This window comes from Caproiciproducens sp. NJN-50 (assembly GCF_004103755.1).
Lineage (GTDB): Bacteria > Bacillota > Clostridia > Oscillospirales > Acutalibacteraceae > Caproicibacter.
Genome location: NZ_CP035283.1, coordinates 133,094 through 152,567, shown reverse-complemented (window position 1 = coordinate 152,567; position 19,474 = coordinate 133,094). Strand labels below are relative to the sequence as shown.

At 59.5% G+C, this 19,474-nt stretch carries 19 protein-coding genes; 17 read left to right on the top strand and 2 right to left on the bottom strand.

The window, feature by feature from the left end; genetic code table 11:
- Positions 1-96 precede the first annotated feature (96 nt).
- The 16 genes from ftsE to EQM14_RS16175 all read left to right on the top strand — a co-directional run bounded on the left by ftsE (position 97) and on the right by EQM14_RS16175 (position 16,830).
- Positions 97-783 (top strand): cell division ATP-binding protein FtsE, encoded by a 687-nt coding sequence (ftsE, locus tag EQM14_RS00705; protein WP_128741156.1) that lies wholly within the window; start codon positions 97-99, stop codon positions 781-783.
- Positions 773-1,684 (top strand): permease-like cell division protein FtsX, encoded by a 912-nt coding sequence (gene ftsX / locus EQM14_RS00700; protein WP_128741155.1) that lies wholly within the window; start codon positions 773-775, stop codon positions 1,682-1,684. The genes ftsE and ftsX overlap by 11 nt, the downstream gene beginning before the upstream one ends.
- Positions 1,674-2,867: a murein hydrolase activator EnvC family protein gene (locus tag EQM14_RS00695; protein WP_128741154.1), complete on the top strand. Its 1,194-nt coding sequence runs from the start codon at positions 1,674-1,676 to the stop codon at positions 2,865-2,867. The genes ftsX and EQM14_RS00695 overlap by 11 nt, the downstream gene beginning before the upstream one ends.
- Positions 2,868-2,886: 19 nt before the next feature.
- Positions 2,887-4,221 (top strand): S41 family peptidase, encoded by a 1,335-nt coding sequence (locus EQM14_RS00690; RefSeq protein ID WP_128741153.1) that lies wholly within the window; start codon positions 2,887-2,889, stop codon positions 4,219-4,221.
- Positions 4,222-4,377: 156 nt separating this feature from the next.
- A complete protein-coding gene (gene greA, locus EQM14_RS00685; RefSeq protein WP_128741152.1) occupies positions 4,378-4,863 on the top strand; it encodes a transcription elongation factor GreA in 486 nt (161 codons plus the stop codon).
- A 121-nt stretch (positions 4,864-4,984) separates the two neighbouring features.
- Positions 4,985-6,496: a lysine--tRNA ligase gene (lysS, locus tag EQM14_RS00680; RefSeq protein WP_128741151.1), complete on the top strand. Its 1,512-nt coding sequence runs from the start codon at positions 4,985-4,987 to the stop codon at positions 6,494-6,496.
- Between the two features lie 7 nt (positions 6,497-6,503).
- Entirely contained in the window at positions 6,504-7,202 is a 699-nt protein-coding gene (locus EQM14_RS00675; protein ID WP_128741150.1) for a hypothetical protein, read from the top strand.
- Positions 7,203-7,466: 264 nt separating this feature from the next.
- A complete protein-coding gene (locus EQM14_RS00670; protein WP_128741149.1) occupies positions 7,467-8,156 on the top strand; it encodes a response regulator transcription factor in 690 nt (229 codons plus the stop codon).
- Positions 8,157-8,183: 27 nt separating this feature from the next.
- Positions 8,184-9,701: a sensor histidine kinase gene (locus EQM14_RS00665; protein ID WP_128741148.1), complete on the top strand. Its 1,518-nt coding sequence runs from the start codon at positions 8,184-8,186 to the stop codon at positions 9,699-9,701.
- Positions 9,702-9,713: 12 nt separating this feature from the next.
- Complete coding sequence (locus EQM14_RS00660) at positions 9,714-11,477, top strand: trypsin-like peptidase domain-containing protein (RefSeq protein ID WP_128741147.1); 1,764 nt, start codon at positions 9,714-9,716, stop codon at positions 11,475-11,477.
- Positions 11,478-11,638: 161 nt separating this feature from the next.
- Positions 11,639-12,928 (top strand): FAD-dependent oxidoreductase, encoded by a 1,290-nt coding sequence (locus tag EQM14_RS00655; protein WP_128741146.1) that lies wholly within the window; start codon positions 11,639-11,641, stop codon positions 12,926-12,928.
- A gap of 396 nt (positions 12,929-13,324) precedes the next feature.
- The gene (locus EQM14_RS00650) at positions 13,325-13,693 is read left to right on the top strand and encodes a Na-translocating system protein MpsC family protein (protein WP_128741145.1); all 369 of its coding nucleotides are present in this window, start codon (positions 13,325-13,327) and stop codon (positions 13,691-13,693) included.
- A gap of 78 nt (positions 13,694-13,771) precedes the next feature.
- Positions 13,772-14,560: an ABC transporter ATP-binding protein gene (locus EQM14_RS00645; protein ID WP_128741144.1), complete on the top strand. Its 789-nt coding sequence runs from the start codon at positions 13,772-13,774 to the stop codon at positions 14,558-14,560.
- Positions 14,561-14,577: 17 nt separating this feature from the next.
- On the top strand, positions 14,578-15,465 hold the full coding sequence (locus tag EQM14_RS00640) for an ABC transporter permease (protein WP_128741143.1): 888 nt from the start codon (positions 14,578-14,580) through the stop codon (positions 15,463-15,465).
- A 23-nt stretch (positions 15,466-15,488) separates the two neighbouring features.
- Positions 15,489-16,526: an ABC transporter substrate-binding protein gene (locus EQM14_RS00635; protein WP_128741142.1), complete on the top strand. Its 1,038-nt coding sequence runs from the start codon at positions 15,489-15,491 to the stop codon at positions 16,524-16,526.
- A gap of 136 nt (positions 16,527-16,662) precedes the next feature.
- On the top strand, positions 16,663-16,830 hold the full coding sequence (locus EQM14_RS16175) for a hypothetical protein (protein ID WP_164918900.1): 168 nt from the start codon (positions 16,663-16,665) through the stop codon (positions 16,828-16,830).
- 28 nt (positions 16,831-16,858) lie between these two features.
- On the opposite strand, the gene EQM14_RS00630 is transcribed toward EQM14_RS16175, so the two are convergent.
- Complete coding sequence (locus EQM14_RS00630) at positions 16,859-17,809, bottom strand: DUF4349 domain-containing protein (protein ID WP_128741141.1); 951 nt, start codon at positions 17,807-17,809, stop codon at positions 16,859-16,861.
- A gap of 241 nt (positions 17,810-18,050) precedes the next feature.
- Between EQM14_RS00630 and EQM14_RS00625 the strand changes: the two genes are divergently transcribed.
- Positions 18,051-19,223, top strand: a complete 1,173-nt coding sequence (locus EQM14_RS00625) for an MFS transporter (RefSeq protein ID WP_164918899.1) — start codon at positions 18,051-18,053, stop codon at positions 19,221-19,223.
- On the opposite strand, the gene EQM14_RS00620 is transcribed toward EQM14_RS00625, so the two are convergent.
- Complete coding sequence (locus tag EQM14_RS00620) at positions 19,198-19,446, bottom strand: hypothetical protein (protein ID WP_128741139.1); 249 nt, start codon at positions 19,444-19,446, stop codon at positions 19,198-19,200. The genes EQM14_RS00625 and EQM14_RS00620 overlap by 26 nt on opposite strands.
- Between the last annotated feature and the right edge of the window lie 28 nt (positions 19,447-19,474).

The following is a 19,474-nucleotide window of genomic DNA, read 5'->3' as shown; positions in this document are numbered from 1 at the left end:
GTATTATGTAAACGTACCAATGGGCTGTGTTTTTTACGCTCGGAAAATGGTCATAACAGGAAAGATAATGGGATTTTAGAATATGGAGAGATGGAATTGATTGATTTTCAGAACGTGAGCAAAATCTATTCCAACGGCACGAAAGCCCTGAAGGACGTCAGCCTCCGCGTGGACGACGGGGAGTTCGTTTTTATCGTGGGGTCGTCCGGCGCGGGGAAGAGCACGTTTCTAAAACTGATTACCTGCGAGGAGCGGCCCAGCGAGGGTGAGATCACCGTGGGAGAGCAGAAGCTTTCCGAGCTGAAACGGGGCGACGTGCCGTACCTGCGGCGCAGGATGGGGATGGTGTTCCAGGATTTCAGGCTGATTCAGAAAATGACGGTTTACGAAAACGTGGCGTTTGCCATGCACGTCGTCGGAGCTTCCAGCCGGGATATCCGGAGGCGCGTCCCTTACATACTCGGCCTTGTGAATCTGCAGGACAAGGCGGACTGCCACCCGCGCGAGCTTTCCGGAGGGGAGCAGCAGCGCGTGGGCCTGGCGCGCGCGCTGATCAATTCGCCGCGCCTTCTCATCGCGGACGAGCCCACCGGGAACATCGACCCGGCGCTTTCGTTTGAAATCGTCGACCTGTTCAGCGAAATCAACAAGCGCGGCACCACGATCCTGATGGTGACGCACGAGCATTCCCTGGTCAAGCGCTTCGGGCGCAGGGTCATTGAAATACACGGCGGCTCCGTTGTTGCGGACAGCTGCAACTGGGAGGCGCGCCATGATCAATAATATCCGCTACCTGTTTCGCGAGGGCGTGCGGAACATCTGGAGCAACCGGACCATGTCCCTCGCTTCGGTCGGCGTTCTGGTTTCCTGCCTGCTTTTAACGGGCGCCGCGATTTTGTTCTCCCTGAACATCAGCACCGCGATGGCGGCCGTGGAGGGAAACAATTCGGTGAAGATCTACATGGACAAGGACCTTCCCGTTCTGGCGTCCCTCAAGGCCGGCGAGCAGATCAAAAAGCTGGACAACATCAAAAGCTGCCAGTTTGTGTCGAAGGACAACGCGCTCAAGCAGGTCATGGGGATGCTGGGGGAAAAGGATTCCTCCCTGTTAAAGGATATGACCGGGAAGGACAACCCCCTGCCCGACGCGTTCCAGGTTTCGTTCAGGGATCTCTCCAAATATAAGGATACCGTGGCGCAGATCAGGAAGATCGACGGAGTCTCCTCCATCAACGACTATTCCGACATTGCGGCGAAGCTGACCAGCCTGCACCGTCTGGTCACGACGGTCGGCTTCTGGATCATTCTGCTCCTCAGCCTGGTTTCGCTGTTCATCATCTCCAACACCATCCGCGTGACCATGTTCTCCCGCAGGCTGGAGATCAGCATCATGAAATCGGTGGGCGCGACCAACTGGTTCGTGCGCGTGCCGTTCGTGGTGGAGGGGATCATCATCGGCCTGCTCTCGGGTCTTTTCGGGAGCCTGATCCTGCGTCTTCTCTACGACAAGCTGACCGGCACGCTGACTTCCATCACGCTGTTTTCGCCGCTCTCCATCGGGGCGATACAGTGGAAGATCACGCTGCTGTTCCTGCTTGCCGGCTCCCTGTTCGGCGCGGTCGGCGGGGCGATCTCAATCGGAAAATACCTGAAAAGAGAGGGAGGCGAAATCGTTGAGTGGTAACAAGGCCGTGAGGATTCTCGCCGCGGTTCTGGCGGCGTTTCTGCTTCTGTTTTCCGTTCCGGCAGTCCAGCCGGCCCAGGCTTCCACACTGAGCGACCTGCAGAAAAAGCAAAGCGGTCTGAAACAGAAAAAAGCGCAGGTGGACGCGCAGATCAAGAGCCTGAAAAACGATGAAACGAAAAAACAGCAGTATAAAGACGCTCTGACGTCGCAAATTAACACTGTGGAGGAACAAATTGACAATCTGAACGACCAGATTGCCGGCCTGAACAGCGATATCAAAGAAAAAGAAAGCCAGATTGCCCAAAAGCAGAAGGAGATCGACACGGACTTCGACAAGCTCAAGGAACGCCTGTACGCGATTTACCTGACGGGCGACGCGTCCACCATGGAAATTATCCTGAACGCGAAAAGCGTTATGGACCTCGCCGACAAGACGGAGATTCTGCAGGCAATCACCCAGCACGACACGGAGCTGATCGACCGGCTGAAAGAGGAAATGCAGTCCGTTTCGGACCAGAAAACGGACATTGAGAAGAACCGGGACGCCGTGGCGGCGAACAAGAAGGAATACGACCAGAAGCAGACCGAACTGACGAGTTATGTCAACGAGGCGAACAGCGCCCTGGCCGACATCGCGGCGGACCAGTCGGCCGCACAAGCGCAGAGCAAAGCGCTTGCCAAGCAGGAGGACGAAGCCTCCAAAGCGATTGACGCGTGGTACGCGGAGTACTATGCGTCAAAAGGCGGCGGCACGGGCGGCAGCGGCGGCTACGTCAGCACGGGCAACTTCATGTGGCCGGTGCCGAGCTGCACCAGTATCACGAGCGGATTCGGGCCCAGGTGGGGCACGGTCCACAAAGGAATCGACATTTCCCGCTCCGGCATTTACGGCGCGCAGATCGTCGCGGCGGATTCCGGCAAAGTGATGCAGGCGGGCTACGGCAACTATGGAACGGGGTACGGCGGGTACGGCAACGTGGTCGCCATCGACCACGGCGGCGGATACTCCACGCTGTACGGGCATATGAGCCGCGTGGCGGTCAGCAAGGGCCAGCAGGTGACGAAGGGACAGACGATCGGATATGTCGGTTCCACCGGGGACTCAAGCGGACCTCACTGCCATTTTGAGATCCGCGTCAACGGCGTTGCGAAAAACCCGCTGAACTGGTTTTCCAAGTAATCGATAAGGACTGAAGGCAATGGGCAAAAAATTCTCGCTGGGCGCGGCGGTGTCGATTGCGGCCGTCACGGCGGCCGTCACGGTTTCGCTCACTTACGTCTACGCGATGGACAGCTTCAATTCGAAGGTGGCCGACATCAACGAGCGCCAGGCCATGTATCAGAAGCTGAGCGAAATCGACCAGAAGGCGAGACAGGATTTCATCGGCGCCATCGACGAGTCCGCTTTGACGGACGGCATCTGCGCCGGTTATGTCGCGGGGCTGGGAGACTCCCACGCGCAGTATCTTTCCGCGCAGAAGTACAAGGAATATCTGGCGGCGAACAGCGCGAAAAGCATCGGCGTCGGGATCAGGACCGTGCAGGATGAGGACGGGAACATGGAAGTGACGGAAGTGCTGCCGAATTCTCCGGCGGAAGCGTCGGGACTCAAAAGGGGCGACGTGATCGTCTCGATGGACGGGAAGGAAGTTGTCCGCATCACCTACGGCGACGCGCTGAACAAACTGGACGGCACGGCGGGGACCAAGGTGGCGCTGGGAGTCCTTCGTCCGGGCGCTCAGACAGGCTCCGCTTCCTCCGTCTCTTCCGGCGCGGCGTCGCAGAGCCTCACGTTTACGGTGACGCGGGCGGAATATACCGACCGGACCATCACCTATTCCATGATCAACGGAAACGCCGCGTATCTGAAAGTCTCCGAATTCACGGAGGATACGCCGACGAATTTCAGCGCTGCGCTGAACAAGCTGATCGGCGGGAAAGCGTGCGGCATCATCGTGGATCTGCGCAACAATCCGGGCGGCAGCGTCGATTCCGCGGCAAAGGTTCTGGATCTTCTTCTGCCCGCGGGAAATACGGTCAGCAGCCGGGACAAAAGCGGGAAGGTCACGGTGGAGTACGCCTCCAAAACCGGAGAGGTCGATCTGCCGGTCAGCGTCGTGATGAACGGCAGCACCTACGGCGCAGCGGAAATCTTCGCGGCGGACATCAGAGACTTCAAAAAGGGAATGCTCGTCGGGGAGAAGACGGCCGGATACGGCACAAAGGACGAGGCGGTGCCGCTTTCCGACGGCTCCGCGATGATCCTTTCCGTCGCGGATTACCTTACCGTCGGAGGCGCGGCGTTCCAGGGGACCGGCATCGAGCCTGATATCGGAAAGAGCCTGACCGACGCGCAGGCGGGCCTTCTCACGCGCAATCAGCTTCCGTTTGCAGAGGACCCGCAGATTCAGGCGGGCGTGACCGCGCTGATCCGGCAGGGCGCCGCGGTGCAGCGGGCGCCCGGCGTTTCCGGTTCCGCGTCTTCGGCGTCCTCGGCATCCTCGGTGCCGGCTTCCGGCGCCGGCGCCGATTGAGCGGTGGGGCCCTCGGATTCGCCCCGGATTTTGTTGACAGAACGGGTTCGCCTTACTATAATGGAATTATTCTGTTTCGGCCCTGTTTGTAACGAGGTTACAGGCAAGGCCGCAAATATCTGATTTTAATGTCCAGGAGAAAAGGGTGGTAATAAAATGGTCAAACAGGTGATCCTGACAAAAGAGGGCCTTGACAAGCTGGAAAGTGAGCTTGAAGAGCTGAAAAGCGTCAAACGGAAAGAGGTCGCTGAAAAAATCAAGGTCGCCCTTTCGTTCGGCGATTTGTCCGAAAACAGCGAATACGATGAGGCAAAAAACGAACAGGCAATCGTCGAGGCCCGCATCGCGGACATCGAAGTGATGATGAAGAATGTCCGCGTGATCGACGAAAGCGAACTGAGCGGCGAGAACGTGCACATCGGTTCAAAGGTGGAGCTGCGCGTCGTAAATCCGAAGACCGGCGGCAGCAATGTGGTCAATTACCGGATGGTCGGCTCCAATGAGGCGGACCCGGTCAACGGCTGCATTTCGGATGAGTCCGTGGTGGGCAGGGCCCTCCTGGATCACGGGATTGGCGATAAAGTCACGGTGGAAGTGCCCGCCGGAGTCATGGAATATGAGATTCTAGCCATATCCAAGTGAAAACTGCGGGCAGGAACGGCCGGGAGGCTTTCCTGCCCTTTTTCCATTCCGGCCCGCCGGACCCGCACTGAAACGGCGCGGCGGGAAATTCCTCATCACTAAAATATTTAGGAGAATGAACATGAGCGACGGCACAATGGAACTGACAGGAAATGCGGAAAATCCGGAGAACAGAAGCGAGGCGGAGATCCGGAGGGAAAAGCTGACCGCGCTGCAGAAAGCGGGCAAGGACCCCTTTCACATCACCACCTGCCCCCACGACTGTTCGGCGCAGGAGATCCGGGACCGCTTTTCGGAGCTGGAGAACAAGGATGTCTGCATCGCGGGCCGGATTGTAGGATGGCGCGATATGGGCAAGGCCGGGTTTATGGACCTTTCCGACCGCAGCGGCCGGATCCAGGTCTACATGAAGATCGACCAGGTCGGAGAGGAAAGCTACACCGACCTGAAAAATTTCTGGGATGTCGGCGATATTATCAGCGTCAGGGGGTATGTGTTCAAGACCCGCCGGGGGGAGATTTCCGTCCATGCGAAGGAAATACGGCTTCTTTCCAAATCGCTTCTGCCCCTGCCGGAAAAATTCCACGGCCTGAAGGACACGGACCTGCGGTACCGCCAGAGGTATCTCGACCTGATCATGAATCCGGAAGTCAGGGATACGTTCTTAAAGCGCAGCGCCATCATCCGCGCCATCCGCGACGTGCTCGACGGCCTGGGCTATGTGGAAGTCGAGACGCCTGTTCTGAACACCGTCGCGGGCGGCGCGGCGGCCCGCCCGTTCGTTACCCACCACAACACCCTCGACATGGACATGTACCTTCGCATCGCGACGGAGCTGCACCTAAAGCGCCTCATCGTCGGCGGCATGGAGCGGGTGTATGAAATCGGCCGCTGCTTCCGCAACGAGGGCATGGACGTGAAGCACAATCCGGAGTACACCAGCCTGGAGCTGTACGAGGCCTATACCGATTACCACGGCATGATGGACCGCACCGAGCTGCTGGTCCAGGAATGCGCCAGGAAGGCCTGCGGCACCGAGCATGTCACCTGGCAGGGCGAGGAAATCGACCTTTCAGGGGAGTTCGCCCGCCTTTCGATGAACGACGCGATTCAGAAATACGCGGGGATTGATTTCCTCTCGTTCAAGGGCGACGACGAAAAGGCGCGCGAGGCCGCGGGGCAGCTCCATCTGGAGCTGGGTCCCGCCGACAAATGGGGCGACATCATGGCGAAGGCCTTCGAGGCGACCGCCGAGGATAAGCTCGTCCAGCCGACGTTCATCTACGATTATCCGGTGGAGGTTTCCCCGCTGACGAAGCGCAAGCGCGGCACGCCGGAGCTCGTGGAGCGCTTCGAGCTGTTTATCAACCGCTGCGAATTCGCCAACGCCTATTCGGAGCTGAACGACCCGATCGACCAGCGCGGCCGTTTTGTGCACCAGGCGGAGCTTCGCGCCTCCGGCGAGGAGGAGACCGACGTGATCGACGAGGATTTCCTGACGGCGATGGAATACGGCATGCCGCCGACCGGGGGAATGGGAATGGGCATCGACCGCCTTGTGATGCTGCTGACGGACAGCGCCTCCATCCGCGACGTTCTGCTGTTCCCGACGATGAAACCGCGGGAGGACTGACGTTCCGATGGCACGGGAGGGCCTCCTGATTCATGGAGACGGGGAATATCCGGAGCCGCAGAGTCCAACACCGGATACTCCGAGGAAAAAATGGGAAAACTTCTGGTATTACCACAAATGGCACGCGCTGGTTCTGCTTGCGGCGGCGGTTTTCCTGATTTTTCTGGCGCGGGACCTGACGCGCCCCGGGGCCGATTATGAAATCGGGCTGGTCACGGCCAACGGTTTTCCGCAGGAAGCCGTCGGCCTGCTGGAAAAAAACATTGCAAAGTGCGGCGAGGATTTAAACGGAGACGGCCGCGTGACCGTGCAGATCGACAGCTACGCGGCCGGCGCGGAAAACGGCGGCTCCGGGATTCAGGCCGCCAACCAGGTCAAGCTGGAAGCGGATCTCTCTGCGGGAGACTGCATGCTGTTCCTGACCGACGCGGATTCATTTTCTCAGCAGCAGAGCAAGCTGGGAATGTTCGCCAGGACGGACGGCAGTACGCCGGAAGCGGGCGAAAGCGGTCCCGGAGGGATGCGAATTCCCCTTTCCGGGCTGAAAGCTCTGGCGGGGCTGTCCTACCGGACGGCGGAGGGAGAAAACCTGATGGAAAGGCTGGGCCTGTCCCTGCGGGTTTACAGGGACACCGCGGTCGATGGAAAAAAAGACGCCTACTGGAACGCTTCCCGGCGCCTGTTCCAAAAACTCGCTTCCGGATGATGTCTCTTTGCCCTCTTTCCGGATCGGTTCAAAATAGCGCGGCGCAGGTCCTGCTGCCGCGTTTATTTTGCATTTTACGCGAAAAACTTTTAAAATATATTCATAATTTCATTCCCAAATCTATTATAATCAAATTATATGAAACCCTGGCGTGCCTGCACAGAATTGCCGGGCGCGTCCGGACGCAATTCCGGCGGATAGGGACAAGACTCTTGATTTTTAATACAAGGCCTGATACAGGCGGAGTGAGGAAGGGAGATCAAAATGGCGGCGGGAAAAATTCTTGTGGTGGACGACGACCAGAATATCTGCGAGCTGCTGCGGCTGTACCTGGAAAAAGAGGGATACGACGTGGTGCTGGCGGACAACGGCAGAAAGGCGCTGGATGAGTTTGATAAGGAAAACCCGGACCTGATTCTGCTGGACATCATGCTTCCGGAGCTGGACGGCTGGCAGGTCTGCCGGGAAATCCGGAAAAAATCGCAGTGCCCCATCATCATGCTGACCGCGAAGGGCGAAGTGTTCGATAAAGTGCTGGGCCTGGAGCTCGGCGCGGACGATTACGTGGTCAAGCCGTTCGAGGCGAAGGAGGTCGTGGCCCGCATCAAGGCCGTTCTGCGCCGGCTGGGCAAAAACGGCGGCGAGGCCGTGAAAGAGGTCAAATACGACAAGCTCTCCATCAACCTGACCAACTATGAGCTGAAGGTCAACGGCGTTCAGGTGGACACGCCGCCGAAGGAGATGGAGCTGATTTATCATCTGGCCAGCAATCCGAACCGCGTGTTTACGCGCGACCAGCTTCTCGACGAGGTCTGGGGGTTCGATTACTACGGGGACAGCCGGACGGTGGACGTGCATGTCAAGCGTCTGCGCGAAAAGCTGGAGGGCGTTTCGGACCAGTGGGAGCTGAAAACAGTCTGGGGCGTCGGTTATAAATTCGAGGTGAAAGAATAACCGGAGAACCGCCTCCGGGGGGATGCAATGCAGAAAACCCTTTTTAAAAAATACCTGAGGATCACTTCCCTGGTCATCCTTATCAGCTTCTTTCTGCTCAGCTTCGTTCTGCTGATCGCGATTTCAAGCTACTGGAAGACGGAAAACCAGAATCTTCTCCGGAAAAACGCGGAAAGCGTCGCCCGGATCGCGGCCGACAGCGTGATCACGGTCAACCGAAACGAGTATCAGGTGGACGGGGTGAGGATGCAGACCTTTATCCTTGCGTTTGCGGAGAATATCGACGCGGACATTTTCGTCACCAAGCTGAACGGGCAGACCCTGCTGGCGGCTTACGGCAGCGGCGGAAACGTGGATTCCACCAAACGGGTCAGCTCGGAGATCATGCAGAAGGCGCTGAGCGGCGGCTATTCCGAGCAAGGGACGATGAACGGCTTTTACAACCAGAAATATTATATCGTCGGAGTGCCGATTTCCGTCACGGTGAGCGGAACTCCCGTGCAGATCGGCGCGGTGTTCGCGGCCTACAGCGTGAAATCGTTCAACGCATTCCGGCTGGACGTTCTGAAGATGATCATCTTCGCCGCGCTTGCGGCGTTTGCGATCTCCTTCTGCGTGATCTGGCTGTTTTCTTACAAGCTGGTGCAGCCGCTGCGAAACATGGCCGCCGCCGCGCGGTGCTTCGGGGAAGGAAATTTTTCCGTGCGCGTGCCGGTCGCGAGCCAGGACGAGATCGGCCAGCTTTCGGTGGCGTTCAACAACATGGCGGATTCTCTCGCGTCGGTGGAACACGTGCGGCGCGATTTTATCGCGAATGTGTCCCATGAACTGAAGACGCCGATGACGACGATCGCCGGATTTATCGACGGCATTCTGGACGGAACCATTCCTCCGGAAAAACAGAACCAGTACCTCCGCATCGTTTCGCAGGAGGTCAAGCGCCTTTCGCGCCTGGTGCGGACCATGCTGGACCTTTCCCGCATCGACAGCGGCGAGCTGAGGCTGCGGCCGGCGCGGTTCGACCTGATGGGCACCGTGCTCTCCGCGATGCTGTCGTTTGAAAAGGCGATCGAGGATAAAAAGATCGAAGTCCGGGGGCTGGAAAACGCCGAAAGCCTGTTCGTGGACGGCGACCCCGACATGATTCATCAGGTCGTGTATAATCTGATCGACAACGCCGTAAAATTTACAAATGAGGGCGGCTATATCGAAATCGGCATCCGTCAGGAAACGGACCGGACGACCGTTTCCGTTGAAAACAGCGGCGACGGAATCTCTCCGGATGAACTGCCGATGGTGTTCGAGCGTTTTTACAAGACCGACAAGTCCCGAAGCCAGGACAAAAAGGGCATGGGGCTGGGCCTGTACATTGTGAAGACCATCATCCGGCTGCACGGCGGCGAGATCACCGCCCAAAGCGTCTGGCATGAAAACTGCCGGTTTGAATTCTGGCTCCCCAGGCGGATCGAAAAACCCCGCGAAGACCAGCGCCATCTGGTGGAAACCCGCGGCGAGGAACCGAAGGAAGAACCGAAAAAGAAATGAAAGGGCTTTTTTATGAACGACAACGGCTTTGATCCAAACAGTGAAAAAGACCCATGGGAATACGGAGACCGTCAGCAGGACGAGGCAAAACAGGAATCGGCGCCGCAGGACGCCGCGGAGGACGGAAAAGCGGAGGACGGTGAAGCTTCGGCTCCTCCTCCGGAAGAGCCGGAGGAGGAACCCCGGCAACCGGCTCCGCCCGAAGGAGAGCCCTCCGGACAGAGCGCGCCGCCGCCTCAGGGGGAAAAGCCGCCGGAGTCCGCGCAGCAGGGACAAAATCCGGGGCAGGCTCCCGGACAGCCGCCGGTTCCCCCCTATGGGCAGTACGGAACGCCCCCTTACGGGGGGAACGGCTACGGGCCGTATGGAGCGCCCTACGGCTCTCCTTACGGCGCCCCCTACGGACAGCAGCAGAATTACGGCGGCTACGGAAATCAAAACGGGAGCCAGCCGGGAGGCGCGCAGTACGACAATCCCTACGGCCAGTCGTACTGGAATTATTCCGGCGGCGGGCAGTACGGCCAACCGAGCCAGCCGCCCGTGCCGCCCAAAAAAATGGGGACCGGCCTGAAGGCGCTTTTCTGGGTGCTGGGCGTGCTGGTCGTCGGACTGATCGTCGGGACCGCCGTTTACGGATACCGGATCTCAAATCAGAATCCGGCGGCCGCAAGCAGCGAAAATTCAGCTTCCTCCTCCGCTTCGGGAGAACAGGGCGGTATTTCTTCCTCCCCCTCTTCCTCCGGCAGCCTCATCGGCGGCGTGGAGGGCGACGGAACCAATCCGAATGCAGGCGGGATCGCGGTGCAGCCGCATCCGTCCGGCGGCGAGCTGACCGCGACGGAGGTTTACAAGCGGGTGATTCAGAGCGTGGTCGGCGTTCAGACGACGATCCAGCAGAGCGGCACCAGCGAAGGAACCGGCATTATCGCCTCTTCGGACGGCTATATCCTCACCAACGCGCACGTGATCAACTATTCCAAGAGCTACCCCGTCAAGGTGATCCTGCATAACAACAAAGGTTACGAGGCAAAGGTCGTAGGATACGACAAGACCTCCGACCTGGCGGTGCTGAAAATCAACGCGACGGGGCTTTCCCCGGCGACGTTCGGCACCGTGGACGGCATGCAGGTGGGCGACCAGGTCATCGCGATCGGCAATCCCGGCGGAATGAGCTTCGCCGGCTCCCTGACCGGCGGATATATCTCGGCGCTGGACCGCTCGATCGAGGAGCACAGCGACAACGGCATGACCTATATCCAGACGGACGCGGCGATCAACCCCGGCAACTCCGGCGGGCCGCTGGTGAATCTGTACGGGCAGGTCGTCGGCATCAATTCCAACAAAATCGTCGCGACGGGCTACGAGGGCATGGGCTTTGCGATTCCTGTCAGCCGGGCCAAGACCATCATCGATGACCTGGTCGCCCACGGCTATGTGTCCGGCCGCACCCGGCTGGGCGTCAAGGCCAAGACGGTTGAGGAGCTCTACACGCAGCTTTACGGATATCCGCAGGGCGTGCTGATCGTCGGCATTGATTCCGACAGCTCCCTGAAAAACAGCGGCGCCGTCCAGGGCGACATCATCACGGAAGCGGACGGGACGAAAATCACCGATATGGACGGCCTGTACGCGGTCCTGAACCGGCATAAGCCCGGCGACACGATCAAGATGAAAATTTATTCCACCTCCCTTTCCGAAACCGCGGGCGGCGGCAAAGCCGGCGCCACAAAGGAAGTCAGCGTAAAGCTTCTGGAAGACAAGGGAGAAACACAGTAACTTCCTACCGGCCGGCCCCGCGGGGGCCGGCTTTTTGGCACGCTTGGCCGAAAATGTACTGTCAGAGTATCTCCGGAGCGCGGCTGCGCATGATAATATCGAGGCGGCCGCGGGGAGGTTCTTTCCTTCGGGCTGTGGAGTTTTCGAAAGGAGATGCCGGTATGGGACAGAAGAGACGGGCGGTGATCGCCGGGGGCGGCTGGGCCGGCTGCGCCGCGGCGGTATCCGCGGTAAAATGCGGGATGGAGACGGTTTTGCTGGAGCGGACGGATCTGCTGCTCGGCACGGGCCTGGTCGGCGGGATCATGCGCAACAACGGGCGTTTCACGGCGCAGGAGGAGTGCGCCGCGTTCGGAGCCGGAGAGCTGTTCCGCATCACGGACGACTATGCCCGGCACCGTGACGTCGATTTTCCGGGGCACAGGCATGCGAGCCTGTACGATGTAACCAGGACGCCGGCCGCGGTCGAACGGTATCTGAGCGAAATCGGCGTTCAGGTCGAGTATCAGGCGCGCGTGCGGAAGGCGGAAGCGGCGGAAGGGACCTTGCGCAGCGTGACGGACGACAGGGGAAGGGTCTTTGAAGGCGATGTGTTCGTCGACGCGACCGGCTCCGCCGGGCCGCCGGGCAACTGCGCGCAATACGGCAACGGCTGCGCGATGTGCGTCCTGCGATGCCCGAGCTTCGGCGGGCGGGTCAGCCTGACGGCGCTTGCCGGCGTGCCGGAGATTCAGGGGAAAAACGCCGAGGGCGGGACGGGCGCGATGAGCGGCGCCTGCAAGCTGCTGAAAGAGTCTCTCGCGCCCTCCATCGTGGAGCGCCTGGAAGCGGCGGGGGTCGTGATTGTCCCTCTCCCGAAGGAGCTTGTTGAGGACCACCTCGCGAAAAAAGCGTGTCAGCAGTACGCGCTGCCGGAGTACCGCGAAAATCTGATTCTGCTCGACACGGGCCACGCAAAGCTGATGGCCCCGTTCTTCGATCTTCACAGGCTGCGGCGGGTGCCCGGCTTTGAAAACGCGAGCTTTCTCGACCCTTGCGCGGGCGGCCGCGGGAATTCGGTGCGCTTTCTGGCGATGGCGCCGCGCGACGATTCTCTTCTGGTACGCGGAATGAAAAATCTGTTCTGCGCGGGGGAAAAAGCGGGGTTGCTCGTCGGCCACACGGAGGCGATCGTCACGGGGTCGCTCGCCGGGGTCAACGCCGCGAGGACGGCGTCCGGAGAGGCGCCGCGGGTTCTGCCGCGGGTTCTCGCCTGCGGCGAGGCCATCGCCTTCGTCCGGGAGCAGATGGGCTCCGAGCAGGGGCTCTCCAGGAAATACACGTTTTCCGGTTCCGTACTGTACGAGCGGATGAAGACGCTCGGGCTGGATTCCGCCGACCCGCAGCGCATCAGAGAACGGGTGGAAAACCTTGGGCTGACCAATGTTCTGCGTCCGCGGATCAGCGCCTGAGCCTTCCGGGGACGGCGCTTTTCTTTTGATTGTTTTTATTGAACCGGTGTCAATTTTCCCGGATTGATCTATTATGGTATCAGATGTGAAAGAATCAGGAAACGCAGCGATTGGAACGCTGAGAGAAAAGACGCTTTAAGGAGCACTTAAAGCGTCTTTCTTTGTATCAAGAATTTCATGGCGATTGACGATCATTGAAAAAGCGTTTGCGCCAGGGGGCGTCCTCGGCGCCGGCGCCGGGGACGTTTTGCGTCCGAAAGAGGGCAGGAAACGAAGATATTCCCGCGAGATGCCTTCTCACGGACCGCGGGAAGAAAATCCTTTCTTTGCGTTGGAAAACAACGCCGGCTTGCCGGCGGGGATCTTCTTGGTTACAAAAGGAAAAGGGGGCGCGCCATGGTCGCCGGTACTTTCAAGCAGGAAATTCTGAAAGTATACAACAGTGTCAACAGGCAGATTTTCAATACCGGCGTAAGGCAGCAGAATGTCGAGTTTGCCGGCAGCAAAATCATCATTCTGTCCCTGAACACCCGAATTCCCGCTCTAAAGCTTCTGGACGACAAACATTCCGGCACAACGGACTATATGGATCACCTGCTGACGCAGGTTTTTAAAAAGGAAATTAAAACAGCAATAGAAAAACGGTTTCATCTGAATGTAATCGCCGTTTTCAAGGACTATGACGCGGCGTCGGAATTCTCCGGCACGATCCTATGCCTTGACCGCGATGTAGATGCCTGTCTGAATGAACTGCCGGAGCTTTGAGAAAAAGAGCCGGCGCGAAAGCCTGCCCGGGGTCTGCCCGGGGCGGGCCGAATCAGTTCAAGAAAGGAAGAGTTTTGAATGCGCGAACCCTGTAAAATCGAAGTGACCGGGGTCAGCAAAATTTTTCGCAAAAACGGAACAAACGTGGCCGCCCTGGCGGAAACGGACCTGGCCGTTCAGGAAGGGCGTTTCGCGAGCATCATCGGCCCGTCCGGCTGCGGAAAGTCGACCCTGTTTCATATTATCGCCGGGCTGATGCCGCCGACCGCGGGGGACGTCACCGTCGACGGGCGGAGTATTGTAGGAAAGGCCGGAACAGTCGGCTATATGCTGCAGAAAGACCTCCTGCTGCCCTGGCGAACCATTCTGGACAACATTATCCTTGGGCTAGAGATCCGCGGCGTGCCGCGCGCGCAGGCCGTGGAGCGGGCCCTTCCCCTGATGGAAAAATACGGGCTGGGGGGCTTTGACAGCCATTACCCGAACGAACTCTCGGGCGGAATGCGGCAGCGGGCGGCGCTGCTGCGCACGCTGCTGTATGACCGCGATATCCTGCTGCTGGATGAACCGTTCGGCGCGCTGGACGCCCAGACCAGGCTTTCGATGCAGAACTGGCTGCTTGAGATCTGGCAGGATTTCGGGAAGACGATCCTTTTTGTCACGCACGATATCGACGAAGCCGTCTACCTCTCCGATGATATTTATGTCTTTTCGCAGAGACCGGGGCGGGTGCTGGCGAAAATCGAGGTGCCGATCGCACGCCCGAGAAAGCCGGAGGATCTGACGACCCCGCGGTTTATGGAACTGAAACATCATCTGCTGGAGCTGCTCTCCGCCGGGCAGGCTCGGGCGGAGGAAATTTCATAGGGACGGGAGTGAAAAAAATGGCTGTCATCAATCAGGAAACCTGTTGCGCGGTTCGCCGTGCGGCGGACGGCGAACCTTTGCGGGAAGAAGAGAAGACGGCGCGCCTGATCGAATCCTACGACGGGGAAACAGAGGAAAAAAAGCGCAGGCGGCGGGTGCTCGCCGGAAGAATTCTGGTGGGTGTCCTTCTGTTCGCCGGGTGGGAATTCTTTACCCGCATCGGCTGGCTGGACTCCTATTACTGGAGCTGCCCGAGCGCGATCCTCCAGACGGCGTGGGTACAGATGACCCAGGGTACGCTGCTGCGCGATATTGTCTACACCTCCGGCTCCACAATCATCGGTTTTGTCGCCGGCACGCTGACCGGCGCCCTGCTGGGCCTGTCGTTCTGGTGGTCGAAAACCTACGCCGGGATCAGCGAGCCTTTTCTCATCATCCTGAACGCGCTGCCGAAGCTGGCGCTCGGCCCCGTTCTGGTCATCCTGTTCGGCATCGGCTTCTTTTCCAAGGCCGTGCTCGCCTTTCTGATGACCGTGGTGACCAGCGCGATTTCCGCCTACGGCGGGGTCAAGAGCGTGGACCCCGCGCTGGAAACGCTGATGGTGTCCCTCGGCGCGAAGCGGCGGCAGGTCTTTTCAAAGGTCGTCGTGCCGTGGTCGATGCCGTGGATCATCTCCAGCCTGCGGATCAACATCGCGCTGGCTCTGGCAGGCTCCATCGTCGGCGAGTTCATCTCCTCCGAACAGGGCGTGGGCCGCATGATCATCTACGCGGGCACGATTCTCGATATCAACCTGGTCTGGGTGGGCGTGTTCGTCCTTTCCGTTCTCTCCATGCTGATGTATTGGGGAGTCATTCTTCTGGAAAAATGGTTGTCCAAACGACTGGCGATCATTTCCTCATAAATCTTTTTTGGAGGGAAAACAAGATGAAAAACAGGTGGATCTCTTCCGCGGGCAGAAAACTGCTCGCGGCCGCGGCCGGCCTTGCGGTTGTGCTGCTAACGGGCTGTTCGGCAGCCTCCCCGGCGCAGACGGATTCCCAGGCGGCGCAGCTGAAAAAGCTCGTCATCGCGGAGCCCGTGCATCTGAGCGGCTACCTGCCGCTGTATGTCGCGCAGCACGAAGGATATTTTAAGGAACAGGGACTGGACGTCAGGGTGATCCAGGCGACCGGCGGCAACCATGTGACGGCCGTCGTCAGCGGCGACGCCTGGGGCGTGATCGCCGGAGTCGATTCCATCGCGCTGGGCAACAAGAACAATTCCGACCCGGTCACCGCGGTATGCAACTGCGTCAACCGTGCGAACGTGTATCTGTTCTCCAAAGAGGGAACGGCCCCCAAGAGCGGGAACAATGCGGACCTGAAAGAGTTTCTGAAAGGAAAAAGCATTGTCGCGGGCCGTCACGGCGGGAGTCCGAACCTTCTGACACGCTATCTGCTGATCAATCTGGGGCTGGACCCCGAGAAGGATGTGCGCCTGGTTGAGAATGCCGACGCCGCCACGGTGGTCTCCATGCTGCAGAACGGCAACGGGGATATCGGCAACGGCGCGGAGCCGCAGATCTGCGAGGGAATTTCCAAGGGAATCTGGGAGGAGCCCTTCTACAAGTTCACCGACCTCGGCGATTTCTCTTACTCCGTGCTCAGCGTGAAGAAATCGACCATCGAAAAGGACCCGGAGACCGTGCAGAAGTTCGTGAGCGCGATGAAAAAGGCCCTCAAAGTCGTCCAGGACGACCACGATACGGCGAAAAAAGTGCTGAAGCTGGAATTCCCGACTCTTTCCGATGCTGAAATTCAGGCTTCCCTCGACCGCGCCTACCAGGATAATCTGTGGAGCCCGGACGGGATCATCAGCAAGCAGGCCGTCACGACCGACATGGATATGCTTTTAAAGACCGGCATTTATACCGGGAGCTATTCCTACGACACCCTGGTGGATATGGAATTTGTAAAGAAATAACGGCAGAAAAGCGCGCCGCTTCGGAGGACGGATTGATTTCTTCCGAAAAAGCGCGCTCTTATTTTGTCCGCGGGGAATAGTTTTCCCCGCCCCGCCGTAGATTTTAGTAACCGGCGGCGCGGAGGGAGGAAAACACATGAGCATCCTGGCGGGAGTCACGATTCTGCTGTCGTTTCTCGGCCTTCTGGCCGCCGTGCGCGGCGGGGAGCGGGAAACCCTGCTCCAGGCGGTCACGGCCCTGCTGCTGTTTCTGCTGTCGCTGTGCGCCGGCGTGCTGGCTTTTCTGTTCCTGGTCTGGTATTAGGTTTCGCCCGGCAGGCCGGGAGAGGCGGCTACTTCGCGTCCGGCTTGCCGGATTCTTCTTTGCCGGGTCCGCCGGGGAGGGTGCTCCGGCCCTTTTTGATTTTCCGGCGGAAGAAGAGCACTGCGGCGCCGATGACGGCCGCAACCGCCAGAAACGGAAGGGCCGCCGTGACGGCGAGGACAAGATAACGGCACGCCTCCCCAAGCGCGCGCAGCGAGGCGCGGAAGATGGAACCGACCTGTCCGCCCAGGCCCTTCGCCGGAGGCGCGGTGATCGCCGCGACCTCCTTGACCGCAACGGTTACGGTGGACAGGCTGATGAGGGAATCCCACTGCTTGAGCTGCCCGGTGAGCTGTTCGATCTCGTTCTGCACCTCCGTCAGGCGCTTTTCAATCGCAAGGACATCGTCGATCTTTTCGGCTTTTCCCATCAGCTCCAGGATCCGGTCCTGCTCCGCGCGCAGCGTTTTCAGCCGCGTTTCGGAATCAAAATAATTCTGCGTCACGTCCTGCCCGGCGACGCTCTTGCGGACCACGCTGCCGAGGTTCCCGGCTCCGGTCAGGAACTCGTCCAGCCGGTCCGACGGCACCCGCACGGTGAAGGAGGCGCTTCGCAGCGCTCCGCTGCCGGAGGCGTCCCCCTGGACCGTGGAGCTCTCGATGTACCCGCCGAACGACGCGGCCAGAGTCCCCAGCTTCTCGTTGGCCTCATCGTAACGGGTGGTCTGAAGGTCCAGATCCGCGCTCCTGATCACCTTGCGGGAGTCGGAAGCCGGCCTGCTTTCGGCGGCGGACCTGGCAGAGGCTTTCTGTGCCCCGTTCTCCAGGCCCGCGGCGTCCGCGGCGGCGTATTCCGTCCCGGAGGACGGCGAGGCGGCATTCGTCCGGCCCGGAGGAGCGGAGGCGCCGGAGGCGCACCCCGCCGCGGCCGTCAGGCAGAAGATCGTCATCAAAAGCATAAAAAATCCTGCTTTTTTCAATGGAATCCCCCTTTCGTTTTTCGGATTTTCATTCGATTCTCATTCTACACGAAAAACGGGGCGGAAGCAAGGCGGCGGGTCCGCTCTTGACTTTCCGCGCGGAAAATCATATCATGGAACCAGTATAAAATCTGTAACGGGAGAACCGCCATGAGAAATCCAACCTGATTGTTTTTTTGCATGTCCCGGCCCGCAGACAGCGGGCCTTGTTCCGATGCAAAAAACAGTCAGGAGGATTTTTTTGTTTAAAACTAAATATCAGATTTATTATGTCATTGTCCTTTTGCAGGGCATGGTGTTTTACGCGCCCGCGGCGGGCCTGTACCGGGTGGAACGCGGGCTGAGCGTGTTCCAGATCACGCTGATCGAGAGCGTCTCCCTGCTGCTGATGATCGCGCTCGAACTCCCGATGGGATTTCTGGCCGAGCGGACCGGGTACCGGAGGACCATCCTGATCTGCAACCTTCTGTATTTTCTTTCCAAGCTGGTATTCTGGCGGGCGGACAGCTTTGCGCTGTTTCTGCTGGAGCGGGCGGTTCTCGCCGTTGTGTGCGCGGGGCTGTCCGGGTGCGATTCGGCCTACCTTTACGCCTGCGCCGGCAGGGAACGCAGCGCGGCGGCGTTCAGCCTTTATCACGCTTTCACGGCCCTGGGAATCGTGATTGCCGCGCTGGTGTTTACATTCGGGATCGGCGGGGATCTGAGCCGTTCCGCCGGGCTGACGGCGGGAACCTACGGAATTGCCGCCGCCCTTTCGTTTCTTCTTCCGGAGGCCGGGGGGCCGCGCGCGGAGCCGGTCCCGTTCTCACGGGCGGCGCGGCTGCTGCGGTCGGAAGGCCGGAATGCCCTGCGGTTCCTGCTCTATCTGGCCGCGTGCGCGCTGCTGACCCAGACGGTGCAGACGGCGGCGGTCTTTCTGAGCCAATTGCAGTATCGGGAGTGCGGGATCGCGGTCGAAGCGATGGGCCTGTGCTATCTCGCGGTGCAGGGGGCGGCGCTCTCCGCCGTGTTTTCCCATCGGATTTCCGCCCGGATCGGCGAAACGGCGTTTACCTCCGCGCTTTTCCTGCTTGCCGCTGCCTCATGCGCCGTTTTATCGGTCACCCGGAATGCGGCGCTTTCGACTTTTTGCGTCGCGGCTTTGAATGCCGCCGCCGCGCTGCTCGCCCCGGCGGCAATGACAGTCCAGAACCGCCAGAGCGCAGCTGCCTTCGCGCGCGCGGCGGTTTTGAGCATTTATTCGATGGCGGCCGACGGCTTTTCCGCTCCCGTCAGCGCGGCGCTCGGGAAGGCGGCCGGCTCCGGCCTGAGCCGCGCGTTCGCTCTCGGCTCCGCTTTCTGCGCGGCGGGGCTGGTCCTGTACCTCGTCTGGGCGCGCCGGGGCGGAGTCATTCGCGGCGCGTCCCGGAATTGATCAGGTCTCGGAACGGCTTTTGGAACGCGAAGAAAGAAAAACAAAGCAGATTGATGAAATTGCAGGTAAAAATCAGGTATTTGATAGGAAAAATTTCGGCGGCGGCCCCGGCGGCGGCAATTCCCATAGGGGCGATCCCATGGGCGCCCATGGAAATAAGGGAAAACACTTTTCCCCGCATCTTTTCCGAAACGCTTCGCTGGACGGCGGTCAGAATCAACACATTGACGACGGAGTTCCCAAATCCGGCG